The sequence below is a fragment of the Pseudomonas sp. H1_G08 genome (genome assembly GCF_054681355.1).
The window spans coordinates 1,054,180-1,080,624 of record NZ_CP162822.1; the positions used below are offsets into that span (position 1 = coordinate 1,054,180).

General features: G+C 59.9%; 23 protein-coding genes and 4 tRNA genes. 22 read left to right on the forward strand and 5 right to left on the reverse strand.

The features are described from left to right. The first annotated feature begins 158 nt into the window (after positions 1 to 158). The 17 genes from AB4N85_RS04705 (at position 159) to AB4N85_RS04785 (ending at position 18,533) form a co-directional block, all read left to right on the forward strand. Positions 159 to 2,816, forward strand: a complete 2,658-nt coding sequence (locus tag AB4N85_RS04705; protein ID WP_236169452.1) for a FimV/HubP family polar landmark protein — start codon at positions 159 to 161, stop codon at positions 2,814 to 2,816. Between the two features lie 272 nt (positions 2,817 to 3,088). Beyond that, the gene (gene truA, locus AB4N85_RS04710) at positions 3,089 to 3,913 is read left to right on the forward strand and encodes a tRNA pseudouridine(38-40) synthase TruA (RefSeq protein ID WP_016773937.1); all 825 of its coding nucleotides are present in this window, start codon (positions 3,089 to 3,091) and stop codon (positions 3,911 to 3,913) included. A gap of 64 nt (positions 3,914 to 3,977) precedes the next feature. After that, positions 3,978 to 4,610, forward strand: a complete 633-nt coding sequence (locus tag AB4N85_RS04715) for a phosphoribosylanthranilate isomerase (protein ID WP_095179496.1) — start codon at positions 3,978 to 3,980, stop codon at positions 4,608 to 4,610. A gap of 199 nt (positions 4,611 to 4,809) precedes the next feature. Then, a complete protein-coding gene (gene accD, locus AB4N85_RS04720) occupies positions 4,810 to 5,730 on the forward strand; it encodes an acetyl-CoA carboxylase, carboxyltransferase subunit beta (protein WP_016773939.1) in 921 nt (306 codons plus the stop codon). Then, positions 5,727 to 7,034 (forward strand): bifunctional tetrahydrofolate synthase/dihydrofolate synthase, encoded by a 1,308-nt coding sequence (gene folC / locus AB4N85_RS04725; protein WP_252869125.1) that lies wholly within the window; start codon positions 5,727 to 5,729, stop codon positions 7,032 to 7,034. Before accD ends, folC begins: the two co-directional genes overlap by 4 nt. Next, the gene (locus AB4N85_RS04730) at positions 7,018 to 7,677 is read left to right on the forward strand and encodes an SPOR domain-containing protein (protein WP_252869126.1); all 660 of its coding nucleotides are present in this window, start codon (positions 7,018 to 7,020) and stop codon (positions 7,675 to 7,677) included. Before folC ends, AB4N85_RS04730 begins: the two co-directional genes overlap by 17 nt. A gap of 98 nt (positions 7,678 to 7,775) precedes the next feature. Then, complete coding sequence (locus AB4N85_RS04735; protein ID WP_016773942.1) at positions 7,776 to 8,336, forward strand: CvpA family protein; 561 nt, start codon at positions 7,776 to 7,778, stop codon at positions 8,334 to 8,336. A 41-nt stretch (positions 8,337 to 8,377) separates the two neighbouring features. After that, complete coding sequence (gene purF, locus AB4N85_RS04740) at positions 8,378 to 9,883, forward strand: amidophosphoribosyltransferase (RefSeq protein WP_016773943.1); 1,506 nt, start codon at positions 8,378 to 8,380, stop codon at positions 9,881 to 9,883. A gap of 71 nt (positions 9,884 to 9,954) precedes the next feature. Beyond that, the gene (locus AB4N85_RS04745) at positions 9,955 to 11,166 is read left to right on the forward strand and encodes an O-succinylhomoserine sulfhydrylase (protein ID WP_252869127.1); all 1,212 of its coding nucleotides are present in this window, start codon (positions 9,955 to 9,957) and stop codon (positions 11,164 to 11,166) included. Continuing rightward, on the forward strand, positions 11,163 to 11,939 hold the full coding sequence (locus tag AB4N85_RS04750) for an SDR family oxidoreductase (protein ID WP_252869128.1): 777 nt from the start codon (positions 11,163 to 11,165) through the stop codon (positions 11,937 to 11,939). Before AB4N85_RS04745 ends, AB4N85_RS04750 begins: the two co-directional genes overlap by 4 nt. A gap of 166 nt (positions 11,940 to 12,105) precedes the next feature. Continuing rightward, a tRNA-Val gene (locus tag AB4N85_RS04755) sits at positions 12,106 to 12,181 on the forward strand. Between the two features lie 55 nt (positions 12,182 to 12,236). After that, positions 12,237 to 12,313 (forward strand) — tRNA-Asp (locus tag AB4N85_RS04760). Between the two features lie 93 nt (positions 12,314 to 12,406). Continuing rightward, positions 12,407 to 12,483, forward strand: a tRNA-Asp gene (locus AB4N85_RS04765). A gap of 475 nt (positions 12,484 to 12,958) precedes the next feature. Beyond that, positions 12,959 to 15,790 (forward strand): xanthine dehydrogenase family protein molybdopterin-binding subunit, encoded by a 2,832-nt coding sequence (locus AB4N85_RS04770; RefSeq protein ID WP_252869129.1) that lies wholly within the window; start codon positions 12,959 to 12,961, stop codon positions 15,788 to 15,790. Then, complete coding sequence (locus AB4N85_RS04775) at positions 15,783 to 16,322, forward strand: (2Fe-2S)-binding protein (RefSeq protein WP_460067175.1); 540 nt, start codon at positions 15,783 to 15,785, stop codon at positions 16,320 to 16,322. The genes AB4N85_RS04770 and AB4N85_RS04775 overlap by 8 nt, the downstream gene beginning before the upstream one ends. Before the next feature lie 2 nt (positions 16,323 to 16,324). After that, complete coding sequence (locus AB4N85_RS04780; RefSeq protein WP_252869130.1) at positions 16,325 to 17,560, forward strand: c-type cytochrome; 1,236 nt, start codon at positions 16,325 to 16,327, stop codon at positions 17,558 to 17,560. Position 17,561: 1 nt separating this feature from the next. Further along, positions 17,562 to 18,533, forward strand: coding sequence for an XdhC family protein (locus AB4N85_RS04785; protein WP_460067177.1), 972 nt, complete (start codon positions 17,562 to 17,564; stop codon positions 18,531 to 18,533). A 129-nt stretch (positions 18,534 to 18,662) separates the two neighbouring features. On the opposite strand, the gene AB4N85_RS04790 is transcribed toward AB4N85_RS04785, so the two are convergent. After that, entirely contained in the window at positions 18,663 to 19,946 is a 1,284-nt protein-coding gene (locus AB4N85_RS04790; RefSeq protein ID WP_252869132.1) for an NAD(P)/FAD-dependent oxidoreductase, read from the reverse strand. Between the two features lie 184 nt (positions 19,947 to 20,130). On the opposite strand from AB4N85_RS04790, the gene AB4N85_RS04795 reads away from it, so the two are divergent. Further along, a tRNA-Val gene (locus AB4N85_RS04795) sits at positions 20,131 to 20,207 on the forward strand. Positions 20,208 to 20,670: 463 nt separating this feature from the next. Then, a complete protein-coding gene (locus AB4N85_RS04800; protein WP_252869133.1) occupies positions 20,671 to 21,126 on the forward strand; it encodes a DUF2214 family protein in 456 nt (151 codons plus the stop codon). Positions 21,127 to 21,345: 219 nt separating this feature from the next. On the opposite strand, the gene csrA is transcribed toward AB4N85_RS04800, so the two are convergent. Continuing rightward, entirely contained in the window at positions 21,346 to 21,540 is a 195-nt protein-coding gene (gene csrA / locus AB4N85_RS04805; RefSeq protein ID WP_003179932.1) for a carbon storage regulator CsrA, read from the reverse strand. 250 nt (positions 21,541 to 21,790) lie between these two features. Between csrA and AB4N85_RS04810 the strand changes: the two genes are divergently transcribed. After that, positions 21,791 to 22,156 (forward strand): SPOR domain-containing protein, encoded by a 366-nt coding sequence (locus tag AB4N85_RS04810; protein ID WP_056784413.1) that lies wholly within the window; start codon positions 21,791 to 21,793, stop codon positions 22,154 to 22,156. An 84-nt stretch (positions 22,157 to 22,240) separates the two neighbouring features. On the opposite strand, the gene AB4N85_RS04815 is transcribed toward AB4N85_RS04810, so the two are convergent. The 3 genes from AB4N85_RS04815 to AB4N85_RS04825 form a co-directional block, all read right to left on the reverse strand. Continuing rightward, on the reverse strand, positions 22,241 to 22,930 hold the full coding sequence (locus AB4N85_RS04815) for an endonuclease (protein WP_041478547.1): 690 nt from the start codon (positions 22,928 to 22,930) through the stop codon (positions 22,241 to 22,243). 4 nt (positions 22,931 to 22,934) lie between these two features. Continuing rightward, positions 22,935 to 23,204 carry a DUF1654 domain-containing protein gene (locus tag AB4N85_RS04820; RefSeq protein WP_016774035.1) on the reverse strand — a complete coding sequence of 90 codons (270 nt, stop codon included), beginning with the start codon at positions 23,202 to 23,204 and terminating at the stop codon, positions 22,935 to 22,937. A 197-nt stretch (positions 23,205 to 23,401) separates the two neighbouring features. Continuing rightward, positions 23,402 to 24,490, reverse strand: a complete 1,089-nt coding sequence (locus AB4N85_RS04825) for an asparaginase (RefSeq protein ID WP_095179504.1) — start codon at positions 24,488 to 24,490, stop codon at positions 23,402 to 23,404. A gap of 336 nt (positions 24,491 to 24,826) precedes the next feature. Here AB4N85_RS04825 and AB4N85_RS04830 point away from each other — a divergent pair, with 336 nt between their 5' ends. Both AB4N85_RS04830 and AB4N85_RS04835 read left to right on the forward strand, forming a co-directional pair. Further along, positions 24,827 to 25,276: a hypothetical protein gene (locus AB4N85_RS04830; RefSeq protein ID WP_041478549.1), complete on the forward strand. Its 450-nt coding sequence runs from the start codon at positions 24,827 to 24,829 to the stop codon at positions 25,274 to 25,276. 198 nt (positions 25,277 to 25,474) lie between these two features. After that, positions 25,475 to 26,431, forward strand: coding sequence for a sugar ABC transporter substrate-binding protein (locus AB4N85_RS04835; RefSeq protein WP_024012403.1), 957 nt, complete (start codon positions 25,475 to 25,477; stop codon positions 26,429 to 26,431). Positions 26,432 to 26,445: the final 14 nt, after the last annotated feature.

Consider the following 26,445-nt stretch of genomic DNA (forward strand, 5'->3'; position numbering starts at 1 on the left):
CCCGAAGCGCGTCGATGACGAGTCACCCTCCGGGACTTTCCGGGGCAGCACCGAAATGATCGCGCGCGGCGACCCCCGTCGTCGCGCGCAATGCCTTACGGCAGCGGTATTCAAAAGCTTCTCGCTGGCCGAGGAACGTTCAAACAAAGGATGAGGCTATGGTTCAAGTTCGCAAACTGGTGTTAGCAATAGCGGCCGCCTCGGCGCTGTCCTCCGGTATGGCGCATGCCCTCGGGCTCGGGGAGCTGACCCTGAAGTCGACCCTGAACCAGCCGTTGGTGGCTGAAATCGAGCTGCTCGACGTCAAGGATCTCACCGCTGCCGAAGTGGTGCCGAGCCTGGCTTCCCCTGAAGATTTCGCCAAGGCCGGCGTCGACCGTCAGGCTTTTCTCAATGACCTGACGTTCACCCCGGTGCTCAACGCCAACGGCAAAAGCGTGTTGCGCGTGACCTCGAGCCAACCGCTGTCGGAACCGATGGTGAAGTTCCTCGTGCAGGTGATGTGGCCCAATGGCCGCTTGTTGCGTGATTACAGCGTGCTGCTCGATCCGTCGAAATTCTCGCCGCAGACCGCAGACGCCGCCGCGCAACCGGCGCCGTCGCAGACCATCACCGCGCCAACCACTGGCGCCACCCATCGCAATCAATACACCACCACGCCGCGCGACACCCTGTGGGAAATCGCCGCGAAGGCGCGCAACGGTGGCTCGGTGCAGCAGACCATGCTGGCGATTCAGGCGCTCAATCCGAATGCCTTTATCGACGGCAACATCAACCGTCTGAAAACCGGCCAGGTGCTGCGTCTGCCTGACCCGGTACAAAGCACAGCGCTGCCGCAGTCGGCTGCCATCGCTGAAGTGGCGGCGCAGAACGAAGCCTGGCGTCAGGGCCGGCGTTATGTGGGCAAGCCTGGCACCGGTCAACAGCAGCTGGATGCGACCAATCGTGGCCGTGGCAATACCGGTGCAGCGGCCAACACCCAGGACAATCTGAGCTTGGTCTCGGCGGAAAGCGCCAAGCCCGGTGCGAAAGGCCCGGCCGGCGACGCCAAGGCGCTGAGCAACAAACTGGCAATTACTCAGGAAAACCTCGACACGACCCGCCGTGACAACGAGGAACTGAAAAGCCGCATGGCTGATCTGCAGAGCCAGCTGGACAAGCTGCAAAAGCTGATCGAGCTGAAGAACAATCAACTGGCGAAGATGCAGGCCGACGGCGCCGGCGCTGCGCCTGGCGCCACTGCTGCTGTGCCGCCGGTGCCGGCGATCACTGCCGAACTGGCCGCAACACCGCCAGCCACCCCGGCCGACGCCGCAGCGGCTTCACCGACTCCAGAGTCGGCCATCGCGCCGCCAGCGGAAACCCCGGTTGAGCCGGTCGTCGAGCCGGTGGTCGAAACCACGCCTGCTGCCGCCGATGACGACAAAGCCTTCAATGAACTGCTGACCAATCCGATTCTGCTCGGCCTGATCGGCGGCGGTGCGGTGGTTCTGCTGCTTCTGCTGTTGCTGCTGGCGCGCCGTCGCAAAGCCCAGCAGGAAGCCGAAAAGCACCTGCGCATGGCCCGCGCTCTGGCTGAAGAGCAAGAGTTCTCCGCTGAGCAGGATCTGCCGGAAAGCAGCTTCTCCGGCCTGGAAACCCCGGCAGCCAGCGTCAAGCTCAACACGCCAGCTCCGGCACCTGCGCCAGCCCCTGCCCCGGTCGTCACTCCGGTGGTGATGGCTGCGCCGATTGCCGCACCACTGGTGGCCCCGGCCGGCGAACGCTCTGATGATGTGCTCGACAAAGCGCAATCGCACATCAATGCCGGCCGCCTTAATCAGGCCGCTGCGCTGCTGGAAGAGGGCGTCAGCCTTGAGCCGGAACGCAGCGATCTGCGCCTGAAGCTGATGGAAGTCTACGGTCAGCAGGGCGACCGCGATGCGTTCGTTGCGCAAGAGCGTCAACTGGTGGCCAATGGCGATAACTTCGCCAAGGTCGAAGCGCTGAAAAGCCGCTTCCCGGCCATGGCTGTGGTCGCTGCCGGTGGGCTGGCAGCTGCCGCCGTCGCTGCCGAACTGGACGCGCAGTACGTCAAGGAATTGCTGCAAGACGAGCCGCAAGCGCCCGAGGCTGCCGCTGACGATCTCGACACCGCGTTCGATTTGAGCCTGGACGACCTCGACAACATCACCCCGGTCGATCCTGCGCCAGCGGTCGAGCCAGAAGCGCCTGTCGAGCTAGACGCGTTTCCGGCCGAAGACGATCTGAGCTTCGCTTCGGTGCTGCAAGAGCAGACCGAGATGAAAGACAATCTCGACGATCTGTCGGACTTCGATCTGGACATGGATCTGGGCGCCGAACCATCGCCGGCCACGTTGGCTGAAGATGACTTCCTGCTGGATCTTGACGACGGCGTGAAGGACTTGCCGCCGGTCGAGACGCCGGTAGTTGCTGACGTGCCGCAGGACGATCTGGAACTCCCAGCCGATTTCGACCTGTCGCTGGCCGACGAAATGGACACCAACCCAGCCGCCGAGCCGGACGCCTTCGCGGCCGAGCTCGACGACGTCAATGCCGAGCTGGATCGCCTGTCGCAAAGCATGGCTGAACCGAGCTTCACCGAAGCGGACGCAGCGTTGGGTGATGACCTGGGTGAAGATGATTTCGACTTTCTCGCCGGCACAGACGAAGCAGCGACCAAACTCGATCTGGCCCAGGCTTACATCGACATGGGCGACGCTGACGGTGCGCGTGACATCCTCAACGAAGTGTTGACCGAGGGTGACGAGAAGCAGCGGGGCGAGGCCAAGGAAATGCTTTCCAACCTGGCGTAAGTTCAGCGGTAAACAACAAGCGGCAGCCCGGTGGGGCTGCCGTTTTTTTTGTGCCGGATGAAGGGTTGTGAGTGCCGTCGTCATCGCTGGCAAGCCAGCTCCCACAGGTTGGGTGCACGCCGCAAATCAATGTGGGAGCTGGCTTGCCAGCGATGGCGGCAGATCATGCGATAGAGAACTCTGGCATCCCCGGCCCACCGCCTTATAATGCCCGCCTTTGCAAATCAGCAGGCTGTCCCACCTTGGCAAACATAGATAACCCGGTCGCCGAAATGGCGCCCGACGGCTTTTACCGCGTCGCGCTGGGCGTTGAGTACAAAGGCTCGCGTTACAGCGGCTGGCAACGGCAGCTGACCGGAGTGGCGACTGTGCAGGAAGAGCTTGAAAAAGCCCTGTCGAAAGTCGCCAATTCGCCGGTTTCCCTGCAATGCGCCGGGCGTACCGATGCCGGCGTGCATGCCTGCGGCCAAGTGGTGCACTTTGACACCCAGGTTGATCGCTCGCTGAAAGCCTGGGTCATGGGCGCCAATATCAATCTGCCCCACGACATCAGCGTCAGTTGGGCCAGGGTCATGCCGGCGCATTTTCATGCGCGCTTCAAAGCCATTGCCCGGCGTTATCGCTATGTGATCTACAACGATCAGATCCGCCCGGCGCACCTCAATGAAGAAATCACCTGGAATCACCGTCCGCTCGACGCCGAGCGTATGGCCGAGGCCGCGCAGTACCTGATTGGTACCCACGATTTCAGCGCGTTCCGGGCCGGTCAGTGCCAGGCAAAGTCGCCGATCAAGAAGATGCATCACCTGCGCGTGACCCGTCACGGCAAGATGATCGTGCTCGACATTCGTGCCAACGCGTTCCTGCATCACATGGTGCGCAATATCGCTGGTGTGCTGATGACCATCGGTGCCGGTGAGCGTCCGGTGGAGTGGATGAAGGAAGTTCTGGAAAGTCGCGAGCGTCGCTCCGGCGGGGTCACGGCGCATCCCTACGGGTTGTATCTGGTGCAGGTCGAGTACCACGACGAATTTCCGTTGCCCGAGCGCTTTATCGGGCCACATTTCCTTACGGGTTTCTCCGAACTTGACGGCTGACGCCCTCGAACGCTTTTGTTACCATCCGGGACGTTTTCGGATTTTGCCTTGAGGTTTTCCTGACATGTCAGCCGTTCGCAGCAAGATCTGCGGCATTACCCGCATCGAAGATGCGCTGGCCGCCGTCGAAGCCGGTGCCGACGCGATCGGCCTGGTGTTTTACGCCAAGAGTCCGCGAGCGGTGAACGTGCAGCAGGCGCGGGCGATCATCAAGGCGCTGCCGCCGTTCGTTACCACCGTGGGGCTGTTCGTCAATGCCAGCCGTTGCGAGCTCGGAGAAATCCTCGATGCGGTGCCGCTGGATCTGCTGCAGTTCCATGGCGACGAAAGTGCGGAGGAGTGTGAAGGCTGGCATCGTCCGTACATCAAAGCGCTGCGGGTCAAGGCGGGTGATGACATTGCTGCTGCCTGCGATGCCTTTCCCGGCGCCAGTGGCGTACTGCTCGACACCTATGTCGAAGGGGTGCCCGGTGGAACCGGCGAGGCGTTTGACTGGTCACTGATTCCGCAACACTTGAGCAAGCCGCTGATTCTGGCCGGCGGCCTGACGCCGGAGAACGTTGCCGACGCGGTAGCACGGGTCAAGCCCTACGCGGTGGATGTCAGCGGCGGGGTAGAAGCGAGCAAAGGCATCAAGGATCACCACAGGATTCGCGCATTCATCAACGCGGTGCGCGGCAATACATCGTCGATGTGACGGCTGGCAGTCTGCCGCCGTCCATCAATGCACTTGCACAAAGCAGGCGCGGCTGAGGGTTGCTGAATCGTACGCAGGTCATGTTCCGCGCTGACCGCCACTGTTCGGCAACCATCGCCACACACATGAATTTAGCTCAAGGGCATACGCGGGGCTGCGAACCAGAGCGTTCGGGCCGCCGGTACTGGAGAAAGAAAGCATGAGCAACTGGTTAGTAGACAAACTGATCCCTTCGATCATGCGCTCGGAGGTCAAGAAGAGCTCGGTGCCTGAAGGTCTGTGGCACAAATGCCCATCCTGCGAGGCGGTGTTGTACCGCCCGGAACTGGAAAAGACCCTGGACGTTTGCCCCAAGTGCAACCACCACATGCGCATCGGCGCACGTGCCCGCATCGACATCTTCCTCGACCCGGAAGGCCGTAACGAACTGGGCGCTGACCTGGAACCGGTTGATCGTCTGAAATTCCGTGACGGCAAGAAGTACAAGGATCGCCTGGTTGCCGCGCAGAAGCAGACCGGCGAAAAAGACGCGCTGATCTCGGTCAGCGGTACTTTGCTGGGCATGCCGGTAGTGGTTTCGGCATTCGAATTCAACTTCATGGGCGGTTCAATGGGCGCCATCGTCGGTGAGCGCTTCGTTCGCGCTGCCAACTACGCACTGGAAAACCGCTGCCCGATGATCTGCTTCGCCGCCTCCGGTGGTGCACGCATGCAGGAAGCGCTGATCTCGCTGATGCAGATGGCCAAGACTTCGGCCGTGCTGGCGCGTCTGCGTGAAGAAGGCATTCCGTTCATCTCCGTACTGACCGACCCGGTCTACGGCGGCGTTTCCGCCAGTCTGGCGATGCTTGGCGACGTCATCGTCGGCGAGCCGAAAGCCCTGATCGGCTTCGCCGGTCCGCGGGTGATCGAGCAGACCGTGCGCGAGAAACTGCCGGAAGGCTTCCAGCGCAGCGAATTCCTGCTGGAGCACGGCGCGATCGACATGATCATCCACCGTCAGGAACTGCGTCCGCGTCTGGGTAACCTGCTGGCACAGATGACCGGCAAGCCGACGCCGAAGTTCGTCGCCGCGCCGATCGAACCGATCGTGGTGCCGCCGGTGCCTGCCAACGTATGACCCAGCGCACCCTTGGTGAATGGCTCGCCTACCTTGAGCAGTTGCATCCGTCGGCCATCGACATGGGCCTGGAGCGTTCGCAGCAGGTAGCGTCCCGCATGCGGCTGGGCCAGCCGGCGCCTCGGGTGATCACGGTCACCGGCACCAACGGCAAGGGTTCGACCTGCGCGTTCGTGGCTTCATTGCTGCGTGCGCAGGGCCTGAGCGTTGGTGTCTACAATTCTCCGCACCTGCTGCGTTACAACGAGCGGGTGCAGCTCGACGGCGTCGAAGCCACTGACGCGCAGCTCTGCGAAGCCTTTGCTGCGGTCGAGGCGGGCCGCGGCGAGACTTCCCTGACTTACTTCGAAATGGGCACTCTGGCAGCGTTCTGGCTGTTCCAGCAGGCGGCGCTTGACGCTGTGGTGCTTGAAGTCGGGTTGGGCGGGCGTCTGGATACCGTCAATGTAGTCGATGCCGATATTGCGCTGGTCACCAGCATTGGCGTCGATCACGCCGATTATCTGGGCGATACCCGCGAATCCGTGGCCTTCGAGAAGGCCGGAATTTTCCGCCAGGGCAAGCCTGCTCTGTGTGGCGACCTGAATCCTCCGCAACCACTGCTCGACAAAGCGCACGAACTGGCCTGCCCGTTCTTCCTGCGTGGACGCGATTTCGATCTCGGCATCACTGACCAGCACTGGCAATGGCGCGGCACCGATGCCCTGGGCCAAGTGGTCGAGTTGCGCGACTTGCCGCTGCTCGATCTGCCGATGGAAAACGCCGCGCTGGCGCTGCAAGCCTATCTGCTGACAGGTTTGCCGTGGAATGCCGAACAGATTGTCGCGGCGTTGCAGGCGACGCGCGTGGTCGGACGCCTCGATCGTCGTTCGTTCGAATGGAACGGCAAGCGCCTGAACATGTTGCTGGATGTTGGTCACAATCCGCATGCCGCTGAATATCTCGCCCGGCGTCTGGCCGCGCGGCCGCCGGTTGGCAAGCGTCTGGCGGTGTTCGGGTTGCTGGCGGACAAGGATCTGGATGGTGTTGTTGGCGAATTGAATGCTAGTGTCGCGCATTGGGCTGTCGCGCCGCTGGATTCGCCGCGCGCGCGTCCGGTGGCTGAACTTGAGGCGGCGCTGCAGAACCTTGGTGCTTCAGTAACGTCCTATGCCAGCGTTGCGGCCGCTCTGGAAGGGCAGTGCGCTATAGCAACCAGCGACGACGAGATTCTCTTGTTCGGATCATTTTATTGTGTCGCCGAGGCCCTTGAATGGCTGGCCCGGCGCTCCACGGAGGAAGCGGCAAATGGCTTTGCTGGATAAAGCGTACAAGCAGCGCATGGTTGGCGCGCTGGTGCTGGTGGCGCTGGCGGTGATCTTCCTGCCGATGCTGTTTTCCCGTCAGGACGAGCAGCGTCAGGTGACCGTCGAGGCCCCGGCTGCGCCTCAGCCTTCGGCCATGCCGCAGGTGCAAATTGACCCGGTGGCCGTGCCTGAGCCGCAGGCCTTGCCGCAAGAGCCTGTGCCGACTGACGAAGAAGTCGCTGAAGAAGCTGCGCCCGCTGCACCGGCCACCCCGGCCGCCCCGGCACCGACCATCCCTGCGCAAATTGCCCGTCCGGCAACGCCGCCGCCAGTGGCCAAGCCAATTCCTGCGCCGGCCCAGCCGATCACATCGGCAACGAGCAAGCCGGATACCACGCAGAGCCGCGTCGATGCCAACGGTCTGTCGGTGAGCTGGTCGGTGCAACTGGCCAGTCTGTCGAGCCGCGCCAGCGCCGAAAGCCTGCAGAAGAACCTGCGCAGCCAGGGCTATAACGCCTACATTCGTTCTGCCGATGGCAAGAATCGGGTGTTCGTCGGTCCGCTGATCGAGCGTGCCGAAGCCGATCGTCTGCGCGATCTGCTGAGTCGTCAGCAGAACCTCAAGGGCTTCGTTGTCCGTTTTCAGCCTGAACGTGGCTGAAATCTATCACCTCGATTGAAAAGCACTGACAATCGCAGCTTACCGACAGCCATGCGCTCTGCTAAAATGCGCCGCCTTATCCGTCTGTAGGCTGCACTGTGCCATTTACCTGGGTTGACTGGGCGATCGTTGCAATCATCGCCATCTCCGCTTTGATCAGTCTGAGCCGCGGCTTCGTAAAGGAAGCTTTATCGCTGCTGACCTGGATCATCGCAGGAGCGGTTGCCTGGATGTTTGGTGGCTCACTGTCCGAGTACCTCGCCGGATACATCGAAACCCCATCGGCTCGCGTGATCGCGGGCTGTGCCATCATGTTTGTCGCCACACTGATCGTGGGCGCAATGATCAATTATCTTATCGGCGAGTTGGTTCGCGTCACCGGGTTGTCCGGGACCGATCGATTCCTCGGCATGGCCTTCGGCGCAGCGCGTGGCGTGTTGCTGGTGGTCGTGGCGGTCGGGCTGTTGAGCCTGGGGCCGGTACAGCAGGACGGGTGGTGGAAAGAATCACAGCTCGTGCCCAAGTTTCTATTGGTCGCCGACTGGTCCAAAAACCTGATACTGGGGTGGAGCAGTCAGTGGCTTGCCAGCGGAATCAGCGTACCCGCTGAGATTCCGTTCAAGGAGCAGCTCTTGCCGACGGCGAAAACGCCTCAGTGAGTGTTGCTCAGTTCAGATCCATTAAGTAGGGGTTGCGTCGCATGTGTGGCATCGTCGGTATCGTCGGTAAGTCGAACGTCAATCAGGCGCTGTATGACGCGCTAACCGTGCTCCAGCACCGCGGCCAGGACGCTGCCGGTATCGTGACCAGCCATGATGGCCGGTTGTTCCTGCGCAAGGATAATGGCCTGGTGCGTGACGTGTTCCAGCAGCGTCACATGCAGCGTCTGGTCGGCCACATGGGTATCGGCCACGTCCGTTACCCGACTGCCGGCAGCTCGACGTCGGCCGAAGCCCAGCCGTTCTACGTCAACTCGCCGTACGGCATCACACTGGCGCATAACGGTAACCTGACCAACGTTGAACAGTTGGCCAAAGAGATCTACGAATCCGATCTGCGTCACGTCAACACCAGCTCCGACTCGGAAGTGCTGCTCAACGTGTTCGCGCACGAGCTGGCCCAGCGCGGCAAGCTGCAGCCGACCGAAGAAGACGTGTTCGCCGCCGTGACCGACGTGCACAACCGTTGCGTTGGTGGTTACGCCGTTGTGGCGATGGTCACCGGTTACGGCATCGTCGGTTTCCGCGATCCGCACGGCATCCGCCCGATCGTGTTTGGCCAGCGTCACACCGACGAAGGCGTCGAGTACATGATCGCCTCGGAAAGCGTTTCGCTGGACGTGCTCGGTTTCACCCTGATCCGCGACCTCGCGCCGGGCGAAGCGGTGTACATCACTGAAGACGGCAAGCTGCACACCCGTCAGTGCGCAACCAACCCGTCGCTGACGCCGTGCATTTTCGAACACGTCTACCTCGCGCGTCCGGACTCGATCATCGACGGCGTGTCGGTGTACAAAGCACGTCTGCGCATGGGCGAGAAGCTTGCCGAGAAGATCCTGCGCGAGCGCCCTGAGCACGATATCGACGTGGTCATCCCGATTCCGGACACCAGCCGTACCGCAGCGCTGGAGCTGGCCAATCACCTGGGCGTGAAATTCCGCGAAGGTTTCGTCAAGAACCGTTACATCGGCCGCACCTTCATCATGCCGGGCCAGGCTGCGCGCAAGAAGTCGGTACGCCAGAAGCTCAACGCCATCGAGCTGGAATTCCGTGGCAAGAACGTCATGCTGGTCGATGACTCGATCGTGCGCGGCACCACCTGCAAGCAGATCATTCAGATGGCCCGCGAAGCCGGCGCGAAAAACGTCTACTTCTGCTCGGCGGCACCTGCGGTGCGCTTCCCGAACGTGTACGGTATCGACATGCCGAGCGCCCACGAATTGATCGCGCACAACCGTTCGACTCAGGACGTGGCCGACCTGATCGGTGCAGACTGGCTGATCTATCAGGACCTGCCTGACTTGATCGAAGCGGTCGGCGGCGGCAAGATCAAGATCGAGCACTTCGATTGCGCAGTGTTCGACGGCAAGTACGTGACCGGTGACGTCGACGAGGCTTACCTGAACAAGATCGAACAGGCGCGCAACGATGCCTCGAAGGTCAAGACCCAGGCAGTCAGTGCGATCATCGATCTGTACAACAACTGAGTTTCCACCGGCCCTGAGGGGCCGGTTTTGTATCTGATATTTATTGTTCGAGAACAGCAAGGAGAGACAGCATGAGTCAGGAATGGGATGCCGGTCGGCTGGACAGCGACCTCGAAGGCGTAGCGTTCGATACCCTGGCCGTCCGTGCCGGTCAGCACCGCACGCCGGAAGGCGAACACGGTGACCCGATGTTCTTCACCTCCAGTTACGTGTTCCGCACCGCTGCCGATGCAGCGGCGCGCTTTGCCGGCGAAGTGCCCGGCAACGTCTATTCGCGCTACACCAACCCGACCGTGCGCGCGTTCGAAGAACGCATTGCCGCGCTGGAGGGCGCCGAGCAAGCCGTCGCCACGGCAACCGGCATGGCCGCGATCATGGCGGTGGTGATGAGCCTGTGCAGTGCTGGCGATCATGTGCTGGTGTCGCGCAGCGTGTTCGGCTCGACCATCAGCCTCTTCGAGAAATACTTTAAACGCTTCGGCGTCGAAGTCGATTACGTCCCGCTGGCCGATCTGTCAGCCTGGGACGCGGCGATCAAGTCCAACACCAAACTGCTTTTTGTCGAATCGCCGTCCAACCCGTTGGCCGAGCTGGTGGATATCGCCGCCCTGGCTGAAATCGCTCATGCCAAGGGCGCGCAGCTGGTGGTCGACAACTGCTTCTGCACCCCGGCGTTGCAGCAGCCGCTGAAGCTCGGCGCGGACATTGTCGTGCACTCGGCGACCAAGTTCATCGACGGTCAGGGCCGCTGCATGGGCGGCGTTGTCGCCGGTCGCGGTGAACAGATGAAAGAAGTGGTGGGTTTCCTGCGGACCGCCGGGCCGACCCTCAGCCCGTTCAACGCGTGGATCTTTCTCAAAGGCCTCGAGACCCTCAACCTGCGCATTAAAGCGCATTGCGCCAACGCTCAGGCGCTGGCCGAATGGCTGGAGCAGCAGGACGGCATCGAGAAAGTCCATTACGCCGGTCTGAAGAGCCATCCGCAGCACGAGTTGGCCCAGCGCCAGCAGAAGGGTTTTGGTGCGGTGGTCAGCTTCGAGGTCAAGGGCGGCAAAGAAGGCGCCTGGCGCTTTATCGATGCTACTCGGTTGATTTCGATCACCGCCAACCTCGGCGACAGCAAAACCACGATCACCCATCCAAGCACCACCTCCCACGGCCGTCTGGCGCCGCAGGAGCGTGAAGCGGCGGGGATTCGCGACAGCCTTATTCGCGTCGCGGTTGGTCTGGAAGATGTGGCTGACCTGCAGGCTGACCTGGCGCGCGGTCTGGCGGCATTGTGATCGAGTTGTCCACACCGGCGGCCAATACCCATGGCCGCGTGGCGCTGGTCACCGGCGCTGCACGCGGTATCGGCCTCGGAATTGCCGCCTGGCTGATCAGCGAAGGCTGGCAAGTGGTGCTGACCGATCTCGATCGGGCGCGTGGTTCGAAAGTGGCGAAGGTGCTCGGCGAGAATGCCTGGTTCATCGCCATGGACGTCGCCGAGGAAAATCAGGTCGCACTGGGCGTGGCCGAGGTGCTGGGACAGTTTGGTCGCCTTGATGCGCTTGTCTGCAACGCGGCGGTGGCAGATCCGCACAACATCACTCTGGAAAGCCTCGATCTGGCGTACTGGAATCGGGTGCTGGCGGTGAATCTGAGCGGGCCGATGTTGCTGGCCAAGCACTGTGCGCCTTATCTGCGTGCGCACAACGGTTCGATCGTCAATCTGGCCTCGACCCGTGCGCGACAGTCGGAGGCGGACTCCGAGGCGTATGCGGCGAGCAAGGGGGGGCTGTTGGCGCTGACCCATGCGCTGGCAATCAGCCTTGGGCCGGAAATCCGCGTGAATGCGGTCAGTCCGGGCTGGATCGATACTCGTGATCCCTCTGTGCGCCGCGCCGAACCTTTGGCCGATGCCGATCACGCCCAGCATCCGGCGGGCAGGGTGGGGACGGTCGAAGACGTGGCGGCGATGGTGGCGTGGTTGCTGTCGCGCAATGCGGGATTTGTCACCGGGCAGGAATTTGTCGTCGATGGCGGCATGACCAAGAAGATGATCTACACGGAATAACAAGCGAAGCCGCGTCCTGTGGGAGCGAGCCTGCTCGCGAATGCGGTCCATCGGTCGATGGCTTCTTCAGGAATGAAGCAATTTCGTCTTTTTCAGAAAAACTCCAATCCTGCTATTGACTTAGCTTCGCCACCTGCGTAAATTTCGCGGCCTCGGAGATGCAAACGGGTGATTAGCTCAGCTGGGAGAGCGTCTGCCTTACAAGCAGAATGTCGGCGGTTCGATCCCGTCATCACCCACCACTCCCGAGAAGCTTGCGCAAGCAAGAGAGTAGGCTGAAAGTGCCTGCACCGACGCGCAGCGGTAGTTCAGTCGGTTAGAATACCGGCCTGTCACGCCGGGGGTCGCGGGTTCGAGTCCCGTCCGCTGCGCCATATTTTACGAGTCAGATTCATCTGATTCGCGATTGCAAGGCACCGAAGCCGGCAATCAAAACGAGTTACTTGAGCGCAAGCTCAAAGCGATACGCAGCGGTAGTTCAGTCGGTTAGAATACCGGCCTGTCACGCCGGGGGTCGCGGGTTCGAGTCCCGTCCGCTGCGCCATATCTGTTTCAAGGACCACTGAACGCCTTGAAGCGCCGAAATCAGCCATTGGCTGAATCGGATCGATAGCAAAGACCCTGGTCGAAAGACCGGGGTTTTTTGTGTCTGAAATTTAGCTATTCCTCTCTCGAGCTCCTACGCAAATCGTCCTGTAGGAGCTGCGGCACGCTGCGATCTTTTGATCTTGATTTTAAAAAGCAAGATCAAAAGATCGCGGCCTCGTTTCACGCGACAGCTCCTACAAGAATCTCTGCAAGCCCTCTGCGGTGCTGCGTCGCATTGATTTTTTGATTATTTAGTCAGGTTTTTGTAACTGGTTGTTTGCTGTGGGCGCAGAAACCTTTAAAGTTAACCTTTCGGTCAGCTTTGCACTGTCAACACAGCTCTTTGCTTCGCCAGAAAGAGCTTCTGCACGACTCGAGATCCCCAGTAGATAACCACAAGGGCGGACCTATAACCGCCCAGAGGATGATCCATGTCCAACCGTGAAATATCCCGGCGCTCGTTCCTCCAGGGCGGGCTGGTGGCGGGTGTGAGCGTTACGCTTACGCCGCTCAGCAGTCAGGCGCTGGCTGCCTTGATGGAAAACAGCGTCACCGTGCCGTCCGAGAAATGGCTCGGCAATAACGGCAAGGCCCGTCAACGCAACGATGCCTTGTCCAAGGTCTGCGGCAGCAAGGTGTTTGCCCGCGACATCCGCGCCAAGGACATGCCTGGCTGGCCTGAGCAACAGGGCCACGCCATGCTGCTGAAAACCATCAAGGCCGACCGTATCTACGCAGGTTACGACCTGTCGTGGCTCGGCGCTGATCTGCAGCCAGACCGCATCGTTACCGCTGCCGATCTGGACAAGGACGGTATCGTCTTCCCCGAAGAGCACGCGCCTGATCCATTGCTGCCGGAAGGTAAAGTGCCGATGTTCATCGGTCACCCGGTGGCGATCCTGATCTGGAACGATTTCGAGCGTTTCCGTCAGGCCAAGAATCAACTCAAATTCAATGACAAGGCGATTCGTTACGGCGCCAAAGTGCCGTTCTACGAAGGCGATCCCTACGGCAGCTTCCGCTATGTGCGCGTCGGTGGCGCGACCTCGGCGGATGAAGACGAGTTCGCCAGCCTCAAGGATTCGATTCTGTTCCCGATGCTGAAGAACCGCCGTCCAGTGTGGAATGCATCGCCGAACCTGCATGGCAACCTCACCGAGCGCGGTCTGTTCTACGCCGACCGCATGAAGCAGGAGATCGACACGCCGCCAGACAACTGGCTGGTGTTCGATGAGCGCTACAAGACGCCGTCGATCGAACCGGCCGCCCTTGAGCCGGACAACGGCAACGGCTGGTACGACCCGAAAACCAAAACCCTGCATTTCGTCGTGGCGACCCAGTGCCCGCTGGAAGTCGCGACCGAGACAGCGAAGATGATCGGGCCGTCCCGTTTCGGCCTGGCCAACCTGAACATGCACCCGGGCTACACCGTCGGGTATGGCTCCAAAGACCACAACATTTTTGTCTACTACGCAGCCCTGGCCGCGCTGTACGGCGCCGGTGTGCCGGTGCGTCTGGCCAACGACCGCTATGAGCAATTCCAGAGCGGTATCAAGCGTCACCCGTTCGACATCCGCTACCAGTTGGCCGTGGACAAGAACGACTACACCTTCAAGATTTTCCGTGCAGAAATGAGCGTCGACGGCGGCGGTCGGGTCAACTACAGCCCATCGGTGGCGGCGGTTGGCGCCACCGCAGCGCAGTCGATCTACTACATGCCGCAGAACGACCTGCAAGTCACCGCGTATCACTCGCGCGCGGTCGAGGCGGGTTCGATGCGCGGTTACGGCACCCTGCAAAGCATGGCGGCGACCGAAATGATGGTCGACGAAATCGCTAATCGTCTGGGTGTCGACGCCATCGATTTGCGCCGCAGGAATGCACTGCGGTCCGGCATGAAAAACACCCAGGGCGCAATCCCGGCCGGTGCACTGCGCCTGCACGAAATTCTCGACAAGGCCTCGGTGCACGAAGTCTGGAAAAACCGTGACACGATCAAGCAACAACGTGAAGCGGCAGACCCGGATAACTGGTACGGCGTCGGTTTCGCCATTTGCCAGAAAGACTTCGGTACCGGCTCCGAAGCACCGATGGCCAGCATCGAATTCACCGCTGACGGGCGCATCACCCTGCGCCATATCGGTATCGAAATCGGCACCGGCATGTCCACTTCGCAAGCCTTGGTCGTCGCCGATTTCCTCGGCAGCCCGGCGCATGATGTGAAGACCGGAGAAACCGAGTGGCAGGAAATGCAGCTGATCACCAGCGGCAACCCGTACATCATGAGTCAGGCCGAGCAGGATAATCTGCTGCGCAACCCGCGCTGGGTCGGCAAGCTGGCGTCGGCGTCTTCGGCGACCAACTCCGCCTATTACTTCAGCCATGCAACCCGTGAGGCCGCGCGCGTGCTGTTCAACCATGGTTTGTGGCCCGCGGCGCTGGAGATATGGCGTCAGGGGCCGTACGGCGGCCAGGCCAACCCTTACGTGGTGCGTCGCGAAGATGCGCATTGGGTCGACGGCAAGCTGACCGCCAACGGCATGCAGCCGCTGAGTTTCGAAGAGCTGGCCAAGCGCGCCCACGAACGCGGGCTGGTGACGGGCGCCACGGTGCACGGTTTCAACCGTTGGAGCTGGGCCGAAGCCGAATACAGCATCGACGGCGTGCGCGAGCGCTTGCCGCTCGACGGTCTGGCGGTGAAATACGGCGATGGCGCGCCACAAGCGAAGAAAGCGCAGATGAACAGCGCCGGCTTCCACTTGCTTGATCGGCAGAACGTCAACTACCCGGTAGTGCAGTTGAACAACGCTGCCGTGACCTATTACAGCCCGGTCGCCACGTTGGTCGAGCTGAAGGTCAACAAAGGCTCGGCGGAGGTTCAGGTGCTCAACCACCATTCTTGGATCGAGTGCGGGCGCGTGTTGGTTGAAGAGTTGGTCAAGGGCCAGCTCGAAGGCGGTATCGCCATGGGTATTGGTCATGCGCTGATGGAAGAAATGCCGTTGTACGAAGGCGGGCCGGGGGAGGGTGACTGGAACTTCAACCGTTATCGTCTGCCGATGGCCCGTCACGTTGCCGTGTGGAAGCAGACTGCGGAGATCCTGCCGCCGCTGTCGCCGAGCGATCCGTCCAAGGGCATCGCCGAAGTGGTGATGATCCCGATTGTCGGTGCCATCGGTAACGCCGTGGCGCACGCCATCGGTAAACGTGTTCGTGACTTGCCTATCACCGCTGCGCGCATCAAGGAGGCCCTCAATGGCTAACCGTCCGCTTCAACTGACCCTCAATGGTCAATCCGTCGGCCCGGTGGACATCCCTGATGACCTGCCGATGATCGACTATTTGCACGAATACAAAAACCTCACCGGCTCGCGGCTGGGCTGCGGTCAGGGGATCTGCCACGCCTGCGTGGTGATCGTCAATAACCCCGACGGTACCAGCGAAGAAGTGCGCACCTGCATCACCGGCGCGCACTACTTCGAGGGCAAGAAAGTCCGCACCATCGAAGGCCACGCCACTCGCGACGAGCAGGGCCAGGTCACTGAGCTCAATCCGATCCAGCAGCGCTTTGTCGACGAGTTTGCCTTCCAGTGCAGCTACTGCGCGCCAGGCTTCGTCAACGCCGCGACGGTGTTGGTCGAGAAGCTGCAGCGCCAGCCGATCGTCAAAAGTCAGCTGGAACAGGTGATCGAGGACAGCCTCGGCCATCACGTCTGCCGCTGCACCGGGTACGTGCGTTATTACAACGCCACGCGCAACGTGCTGACCGATCTTGGTCTGGTCAAGGAGGGTTGAGCATGAAGCGTTTACTGACCCGCCTGACTTTTGCGGTCGGACTGGCTGCGCCGTTTTTGGCGGTCCACGCCGATGATCAGGTCAAGCGCGGCGAATACCTCGCCCGCGCTGCCGACTGCATGGCCTGCCACACCGCACCGGGTGGCGCGCCGTATGCCGGCGGCCTGCCGATCGTGTCGCCGTTCGGCACGATCTACGGCACCAACATCACCCCGAGCAAAGAGCACGGCATCGGTCTGTACAACGATGACGAGTTCTTCGCTGCGCTGACCGAAGGCAAACGGCGCGACGGTGCGAATCTGTATCCGGCGATGCCGTACACTTCGTATCACCTGATGCCGCGCGCCGATTCCGATGCGATTCACGCGTATCTGAAAACCATCGAGCCGATCGAACGCGCCGCGCCGGTGACCAGCCTGAGCTTTCCGTTCAACGTGCGTCTGGGCCTGACCGGCTGGAACATGCTCTACGGTAAAGACGTCAAGCTGGAGCCGGCCGAAGGCAAAAATGCGGCGTGGAAGCGCGGCCAGTATATGGTCGATGTGCTCGGCCACTGCGGTGAATGCCACACGCCACGTGGCCTGCCGGGCGCGATGCAAATGGACAAGCGCATGACCGGCGGCATTCTCAATGGTTATCTCGCGCCGAGCCTGCTGGCCACCGACCTGGCCGCGCGCGGCTGGAATCAGCAGGATCTGAGCACGTTTCTGAAGCATGGCATGAGCGCGCAAGGAACGATGTTCAACGAAATGTTCCCGGTGTTTCACAACAGCACTCAAGGTCTGAGCGATGCTGATCTGGCGGCAATGGCGACGTTCCTGCTTGGCGAGCAACCGCCACCAGCCAAAGAGCTCGTCGAAGTACCGCTGGACAAGCTCAGCGCGAGTGCTCAGCGCGGCCGTCAGGAATATCTGAACGTCTGCGCCGGTTGTCACGCGGCTGGCGGTGAAGGCAAACCGCACATCGCAGTGGCCATGCGCGGCAACACCACGTTGCGTCTGGAAGATCCGCGCAACCTGTTGCGAGTGATCGAGGACGGCATCGGCGAACAGAAGTTCTCCGGGTTCGAGCGCATGCAGCCGATGCCGGGGTTTGCTGAAAAGCTCAGTCCTGAGCAATTGACTGATCTGCTCAACTACCTGCGTCAGGGTTGGGGCGGCCAGAGGGCTGAACTGGCGGTGAGCGAAGTGCAGAAGCTGCAAGCCGACGCGCCGAGCGTCGAGCACAAGGCCCACTGATATGCAGCATCTCGATCTGCAAGTGGTGCGTCGGGCGCTGGAATGGTCGGTGGCCGGGCAGCGAATCTGGCTGTGCACGGTGCTGACCACTTACGGCTCGGCTCCGCGCGCGCCGGGTTCGCTGCTCGCGGTGAACGAAAGCGGGCAGTGGATCGGTTCGCTGTCGGGCGGTTGCGTTGAGGAGGATTTTCTTGAGCGCGTTGCCGAAGGTGCGTTTCTCGAAGCAGTCAGCGTCGTGCGTTACGGCGAAGGCGATGATCCGCGCTCGCGGGTCAGTCTGCCTTGCGGTGGCATTCTCGATGTGTTGGTGGAAAAACTTGACGCCGACTGCGCGGTGCAGGCGCATCTGCGTGAACTGGAATCAGCGCTGCTGGGGCAGCGTCGTCTGCTTCGCGAAGTTGATCTGGCCAGCGGTGCGCGCGTTCTGTTGGCTGATCGCGAGCAGGGTGCGCGGATCGAGCGTGAGATTGATCGGGTGCGCATCCGTATCGGTGCAGCACAGCGCTTGTTGCTCGCCGGCTACTCCAGTGTGGCGCAGGTCTGTGCCGAGTTCGCGGTAGGACTTGGCTTCGAAGTGATTCTCTGCGATCCGCGCGAGGAGGTGCTGGAAGGTGTGGTGCTCAATGGCGTGGAAATCCGTCGGCAGTTGCCTTCGGTGTTTATTGCCGACGGTGGTTGTCATCGCGATACGGCGGTAGTGGCGTTGACCCACGATCCGCGTATCGATGATCTGGCGATGATGGAGGCGGTGCGCACCAAGGCGTTTTACATCGGTGTGATGGGATCGCTGCAGACGTCGCAAAAACGCTTTGAGCGCTTACGTCGCATTGGTGGTTTGAGCGAGGCGGAGCTGGCGCGGATTCATGCGCCGATCGGCCTCAACCTCGGCAGCAAGACCCCTGCGGAAATTGCGCTGGCGGTGCTGGCGGATATCCTGCGGATTCGCAGCGGGATCGCTCGGGATCAGCTCTGATCCTAAGCCTTGCTGAATCTACTGTGGCGAGGGGATTTATCCCCGTTGGACTGCGCAGTAGTCCCCTCCTGCTCAAGAGGGGGCGCTTCGCACCCCCAACGGGGATAAATCCCCTCGCCACAATGGTGTTTATAGACCGTACTTATCGCGCAGCCCGTAATACCAGGCGCCCAGCGCGGCAAACGGTGTGCGCAGCAATTGCCCGCCGGGGAAGGGATAGTGCGGCAGGTCGGCAAAGGCATCGAAGCGCTCGGCCTGACCGCGCAACGCTTCGGCGAGGACTTTGCCAGCCAGGTGCGTGTAGGTGACGCCGTGGCCGCTGCAGCCCTGCGAGTAATAGATGTTGTCGCCCAGGCGCCCGACCTGCGGTAAGCGCGAAAGGGTCAGCAGGAAGTTGCCGGTCCAGGCGTAGTCGATCTTCACGTCCTTGAGTTGCGGGAAAGCTTTGAGCATCTTCGGGCGAATGATCGCTTCGATGTTCGCCGGATCGCGAGCGCCGTAAACCACGCCGCCACCGAAGATCAAGCGTTTGTCGGCGGTCAGGCGATAGTAGTCGAGCAGATAGTTGCAATCCTCCACGCAGTAATCCTGCGGCAAAAGCGCCTTCGCCAGCTCATCGCCCAGCGGCTCGGTGGTGATCACCTGGGTACCGCACGGCATCGATTTGGCCGCCAGCTCGGGCACCAGATTACCAAGATAGGCGTTGCCGGCGACGATGATGAACCTGGCCCTGACCTTGCCTTGCGGTGTATGCACAACCGGATTGGCCCCGCGCTCGATGCGCACGGCAGGTGATTGCTCATAGATGGTGCCGCCGAGAGACTCGACTGCCGCTGCTTCACCGAGCGCCAGATTCAGCGGATGGATGTGGCCGCCGCTCATATCGAGCATGCCGCCGACGTACTGATCGCAGCCGACCACTTCGCGGATGCGGCGTTGGTCCATCAATTCCAGCTGGGTGTGGCCGAAGCGCTCCCACAACCGTTTCTGCGATTCAAGGTGGGCCATTTGTTTGGCGGAAAGGGCGGCGAATACACCACCGTCTTTCAGGTCGCACTGGATGTTGTATCTGGCCACGCGCTCGCGAATGATCCGGCCGCCTTCAAAGGCCATTTCGCCGAGCAGTTGCGCCTGCTTGGGGCCGACCGTGCGTTCAATGACGTCTATGTCGCGGCTATAGCTGTTGACGATCTGCCCGCCGTTTCGGCCCGAGGCGCCAAAACCGACTTTCGCCGCTTCCAGCACGGTTACGCGAAAACCGTTCTCCAACAGGAACAGGGCGGACGACAGCCCGGTATACCCGGCGCCGATCACACAGACGTCCGTCTCCACATCATCCTGCAGCACAGGGCGTGGTGGTACGGCATTGGCCGACGCAGCGTAATAAGACTCTGGGTATTGGTTGTTCGCCATCCTGCCGCCTCTGTTTAATATATTTTACGAGTGCGTCGATCCTACCCGAGTTGAAAAACCTCCGCCAGCTACCGAAAAATCTTCGTCGCTGAGGCGAAATTAAATATTTTGCATATTCATAGGGTTAGGTGAAAAAAAAGGTGTTGACACCCCTCCGGAATTCCGTAGAATGCCGCCTCACAGCAGGCACGTAGCTCAGTTGGTTAGAGCACCACCTTGACATGGTGGGGGTCGTTGGTTCGAGTCCAATCGCGCCTACCAAACAAAATCCGCTCTGCTGGGCGGTCTGGAAGGGCTCACCGAAAGGTGAGCCCTTTTTTGTTGTCTGCGATTTGCGCAACGCTTGTTCCCGGTTATTTCCGCTTCGCTCTGATCAGCTCTCCATTCATTACTATTTGGGCAAAGTGATCAAGCGCCATTTTGGTGCGTTTTCTACCATTTTGTTGTTGAAAACACCTGAATATCCAAAGGCTTACAGCTATTTTTCTCCAACCGGTTATCGAAAAAGCCTTGTTGCATATTGGGAATTTAAGTAACATCCGTTCCGCGTTCACCACCACGGTTTATGCATTTTTAAATCCCAAGCTTCCATCAGCTGCTTGGGATTTTTTTTGCCTGCGTTTTGGCGTTTGGCATCTGTCTCGCCGTCAGCTCCAAGCGAGGCCCCGCTTTTTCGTCTACTACTGACTGGCCGATTTTCAACTCTTTGTAAGGGGGTGCGTCGATGCTGAGTCAGTGGATCCTTGCGGCTGTTCATCTATTCGCGTTTGCCTTGGCTTTCTGGGCGGTACTGACGCGCGGCACAGCGTTCAGCCAGCTCTCGGCGGGCACGGGAGAGCTCAAGCGCGTGCTGCTCGCGGATAACCTCTGGGGGCTTTCAGCTTTGACGCTGCTTATTACCGGAGCGATGCGCGCATTTGGTGGTTACGAGAAAGCCTCCGACTATTACCTGCATCAGCCGCTGTTTCATCTGAAGATGACGCTGTTCTTGCTGATACTACTGATGGAGCTTGCACCGATGATCACGCTGATCAAATGGCGCATCGCATCGTCGCGCGGGGTAGCGCCTGAAGCCGGGCGTGCGAAGTTGTACGCGCGAATCAGTCATGTTGAAGCGCTGCTGCTGATCCTGATGATGGTCGCGGCGACAGGCATGGCGCGTGGCGTGATATTCGCTTAGAAGGCGAAATTCGCCGTGCTCTATCGGAAACGTCCGACAGCCAGCTCCAGGAATGAAAGGTAATATCGGCGTAAGAAAGGAGGGAGGGGCAAGTGAAAGGAGTCAGCATGCTTCAGGCGCCGTGCCCAGCGGGGTGAAATGCGGATGGCTAAACGGCGCGTGAATCTTTAGCCAGTCTTGCGCGGGGGCAAAGGGACTGGCTACGTAATGCAAAGTGGCTCAGGGCGTTTGCGGCTTGTCCGGAGCGGTCAGGCCGGCCTGAATGCGTTGGTAAATTTCTTCACGGTGCACTGCCACGTTTTTCGGAGCGTTGATGCCGATGCGAACCTGTTGGCCGCTGACTCCGAGGATGGTGATCGTGATGTCATCACCAATGTTTATGCTTTCACCGACTTTGCGGGTGAGTATCAGCATGGTCTTCTCCTTGATTGCTTTGTAGGGCACCTGATTCAGACAGTGCAGAGGTCGGTGGTATCTATAGATTAGTGCGAAGTCTCACGGTTTGGGTGCCTCTTTCTGACGCGCAGATGCGGCATTAATTCCCAGGGCGTAACTATACAGAGGCTGCAATCATCATTCTCGTTGTTTTGTGCCCATTTTGCGGGGCTCGCGAAGTATTTATGAATGATAAGATCGCCGCTTTGTGAATTCCGAGGAAAGCGTTGTGCGCAAATTGGTTTGGCTGGTAGCGGCACTGGCATTGGCAGGCTGCGGTGAAGGCAAGAGTGTAGATGCGCCCAAGCCTGAGACAAAGGTCGCGGCAGCGCCGGCGGCCGCCGCGCCACAGTGGGATCTGGAAGTGCGTGGCGAGACCCCTCAGGCCGTCAGTGACCTGAGCGGCTGGTTGATCGAGCACGCTTTCGTTCCGACGGTCGTCAAGGACGGCAGCGGTAAAACACGAATTCTGATCGGTCCGTTCAATTCCCAGGCTGACGCCGAGGCGCGAAAGGTGCAGGTCGATGCAGCGCTGGTTAAAGCCAAGAAACAAAATATCGAATCGGTGGTGATTGAGCATCCGCTCACGCCATAAGCGTAGCGCCTTCAAACAGATTGAACGCCAGACATGAAAAAGGCCTCGAGCATAACGCTCGAGGCCTTTTTATTTGTGCTGCGATCAGCCGCAGGCTTTCAGATTTACCGAGCCGACAAACTCGTTGCCACGCCCCATCACGCACGCCACGCTCTGGTTGCGCTGACGTTCCCAGTCCTGCACTGGATAGGTCTTGTCCCACGCCTCGTACAACTGCCGATCCTGCTTCGACAGGCGCAGTCCGTATTGTTTGCTCATATAAAAATACGTGCGGGCGATCATGCCGCGAATCGAAGGGCGGGGCATGACTTTCTTCGCTTTGAAGTCGACCTGGGTCAGGCAGGATCCATACTGACCGGACTGCACCGGCAACCAGCCGTAGCTGAAGTTGCTGCGATCACCGTTGACCTCACCGATGCTCGGTACCAGGTTGTGCAGGTCAGCTTCGGCCTTTTGATAAACCGGATCGTAACGCGTGCAATTCTTGCGTCCGCCTTGCTGCCAGCACTGCCGCTGATGCCCGATCTGCCACGCCGGCACGATGTGCTCCCACTCGATCCTCGATGCACGCTTGGCGTTCTTGCGCGGCACATAGCCGCAAGCCTTGAGATCGACGCGGTTGCCGGTGTACTTGCAGCCGCAGTAGAACTCCGTGGACTGCGGCGCATAAAGTTTCCATGCGGCTTTCTTGGCTTCGGAAAATGTACGTGGGGCGCCAGCCTGGGCGCCCACGGCGAAAAACAACAACAGCAAAGCAACACAGCGGACACTCATTGAATCAATCTTCCTTCGGCACAACCCAAAAAATCTGCACGCCACCGTCATCGCGATAGGCGAGGGTGACGTTGTCGTTCTCGTCGATTTCCTCGAGCAAGCGCTCCCAGTCGTCCATCGGCTCATCCGGCAGACGGAAAATCAGTGCGGCTTTGGCTTTTTGGGCGGTGGGGGAATTGATGATTTTCTGAACGCGCATACCCATGCGTTCATAAGCGTCAGGAGCAGCAGGAGAGGTGGCCACGAGGTTATCCTTATTAAGCTGTACGTGCATACAGTATTTAACTGTAAGCGATTTCGCAACTGCTTAAAATTCAAGAAAATCCTCTGACAGCGGGTTTCCGATTTTGGTGTAGGACTTGTCGAGATTTTTGTGGGAAAAGTATTTGAAGGGTGTAAGCGGGGCACCACCTGCCAAGCTGGCAGGTGATGCGCAATTGCCCGATCGAGAAGTGATCAGGCGATGTTCAATCAGTATTCCCAGAACATCCGTTGCAGCTCTTTGCTGTCGTTGGTCTTGGTCAGTGCAACCATCGCCAGGATGCGGGCTTTCTGAGGGTTCAGGTCGTGAGCGACAACCCAGTCGTATTTGTCGTCGGGCTGTTCGGCGTTACGCAGGACAAAGCCGCCGGCGTTGACGTGGGACGAGCGAATGATCTGCACGCCATCCTTGCGCAGCGCTTGCAGGGATGGAACCACGCGGGAAGATACCGAACCGTTGCCAGTGCCGGCGTGGATGATGGCTTTGGCGCCGGCTTGAGCCAGTGCCTTGTAGGCGGTATCGCTGACGTTGCCGTAGGAGTAGGCAATTTCTACGTCAGGCAGGCTCTTGATGTCCTTGATGTCGAATTCCGAATCCATGGTGTGACGCTTGGCCGGCAGGCGGAACCAGTAGGATTTGCCTTCGACCACCATGCCCAGCGGACCCCACGCGCTTTTGAATGCTTCGGTCTTGATGTTGATCATTTTGCTGACGTCGCGACCGGACTGGATCTCGTCGTTCATGGTCACCAGCACACCTTTGCCGCGTGCTTCTTTGCTGCTCGCCACGGCGACGGCGTTGTACAGGTTGAGCATGCCGTCTGCCGACATGGCAGTGCCCGGACGCATCGAACCTACGACGATGATCGGCTTGTCGGTTTTCTCGACCAGGTTCAGGAAGTACGCGGTTTCTTCCAGAGTGTCGGTGCCGTGGGTGATAACGATGCCGTCCACGTCCTTGCTGTCGGCCAGTTCGGAAACGCGACGACCCAATTGCAGCAGGTTGTCGTTGGTGATGCTTTCCGAAGCGATCTGCATGACTTGTTCGCCGCGCACGTTAGCCAGTTTGCTCAACTCGGGAATGCCGGCAATCAGTTGTTCGATACCGACTTTTGCTGCCTGATAAGTGGCGCTGTTGGCAGCACTGGCGCCGGCGCCAGCGATGGTTCCGCCTGTGGCGAGGACGACGACGTTCGCCAGTTTCGTCTGGGTTTCGGCTTCTTTTGCCTGAAGGGCAGCAGGCAGGAGCAGGAGGAGGGCCAGTGCGCCCGGAATCAAAGTATTGAAAGCAGATTTCATTATTTTTCTCTCTAGTCGTGAGACGGTGCTGATGCAGGTTCATCTAGATGCGCCCCAAGCCGATCTGAATGCTCGAGGTGCAAGGGCGGGAGCAGGATTCATACCATGCGTAATGTGCTGGCGGAAAATGTTTAACCCAATGATTTAAATCAATATTTGTCGAGGGCTGGAGCATCGTTGAGGATTCATCCATCCGGGATTCCGAACGACAGGCGGATTCGTGTTCGGCTCGCCGATAGGCAATCTCTGAAAAGCCAGGCGGGTGACAAATCCTCGCTAAAGAAATGTGCTCTCAGGCCGATGCGTCCTCAAGGAAACCAAATCTTAGGAGTTCACATGTCACTGACGGTCGGTTTTGCCAATCCCGCTGCAGTCACCATTGGCGGTAAAACTGCAGCGACGATCAACAGCCTGAACGATGCGACCAATGAGACTTCGGCGCAGGCGCTGGGTACCGAAAAGACTGAGAAGAATCAGGTCAGAACCGGTGGCGGGCCTGTGCAGGAAAACAGTGAAACCGAGGCTGACAGCAATCTCAGCATCACCGTCAAGACGTTGCTCAAGCGGATGAAGGAATTGCAGAAGCAACTTCAGGAGCAGCAACAGCAACTGGCTGCGGCTCAGGCTGCAAGCTATCCGACTCCCGAAGCGAAGTCCCAGGCAGTGATGTCGATTCAGGGCCAGATCGCGCAAACCAGCGCCGCACTGGCAGAAGTGGCGGGTGCGTTGGTCAAGGAGATGTCGAAAAGCGCTACCAGCGGTGGCCTGGTCAACACGACCGCCTGAAGCGTCAGATGGCCGACTCAGCGATTCGGCCTACAACAAAAGACGATTTCTGATTGTTGACAAATGTCGGCGGGATTCTCATAGTTCGGTCTACGCAAACGTTTGCGCGACTTGGAAGGGCATCTGCTCTCGGAGCCGTGACGTAGCTTACGTCAGCGCAAACGTTGCTCACAATAATCATAAGATCGGAGTGAACCCATGAAGCTGCCATTCGCCGCACGTCTTCTTGCTGTCGCTATGCTGGCTGCCACAGCCGCCGCACTACCTGTCTCCTCGGCGTTCGCCGAATCTGCAGAAAAGCCCAAAGTCGCGCTGGTCATGAAATCTTTGGCCAACGAATTCTTCCTGACCATGGAAGACGGCGCCAAGGCCTACCAGAAAGAACACTCCGCCGATTTCGATCTGATCTCCAACGGTATCAAAGACGAAACCGACACCGCCGGCCAGACTCGCATCGTCGAACAGATGATCCTGGCCAAGGTGAATGCACTGGTGATCGCGCCTTCTGACTCCAAGGCCATGGTGCCGGTGATCAAGAAGGCCGTAGACGCCGGTATCACGGTGATCAACATCGACAACCAGCTTGATCCCGCCGTGGTCAAAAGCAAGAACATCAACGTGCCGTTCGTAGGTCCGGACAACCGCAAGGGTGCACGTCTGGTTGGCGAATACCTGGCCAAGCAGCTGAAGGCGGGCGACGAGGTCGGCATCATCGAAGGCGTGTCCACCACCACCAACGCGCAGGCGCGCACGGCCGGTTTCAAGGACGCGATGGAAGCCGCGCAGATCAAAGTGGTCTCGCTGCAGTCCGGTGACTGGGAAATCGACAAGGGCAACAAGGTTGCGGCTTCGATCCTCAGTGAATACCCGGATGTCAAAGCGCTGCTGGCCGGTAACGACAGCATGGCGGTCGGTGCCGTTTCCGCAGTCCGTGCCGCTGGTAAGGCTGGGCAGGTGAAAGTCGTCGGTTACGACAATATCAATGCCATCAAGCCAATGCTCAAGGACGGCCGCGTGCTGGCGACGGCTGATCAGTTTGCAGCCAAGCAGGCCGTGTTCGGCATCGAAACCGCGCTGAAGATCATCAAAGGCGAGAAAGTCGACAGCGGTGCCAACGGCGTGATCGAAACACCGGTCGAGCTGGTCACCCAGTAAGTCATCTGGCGACA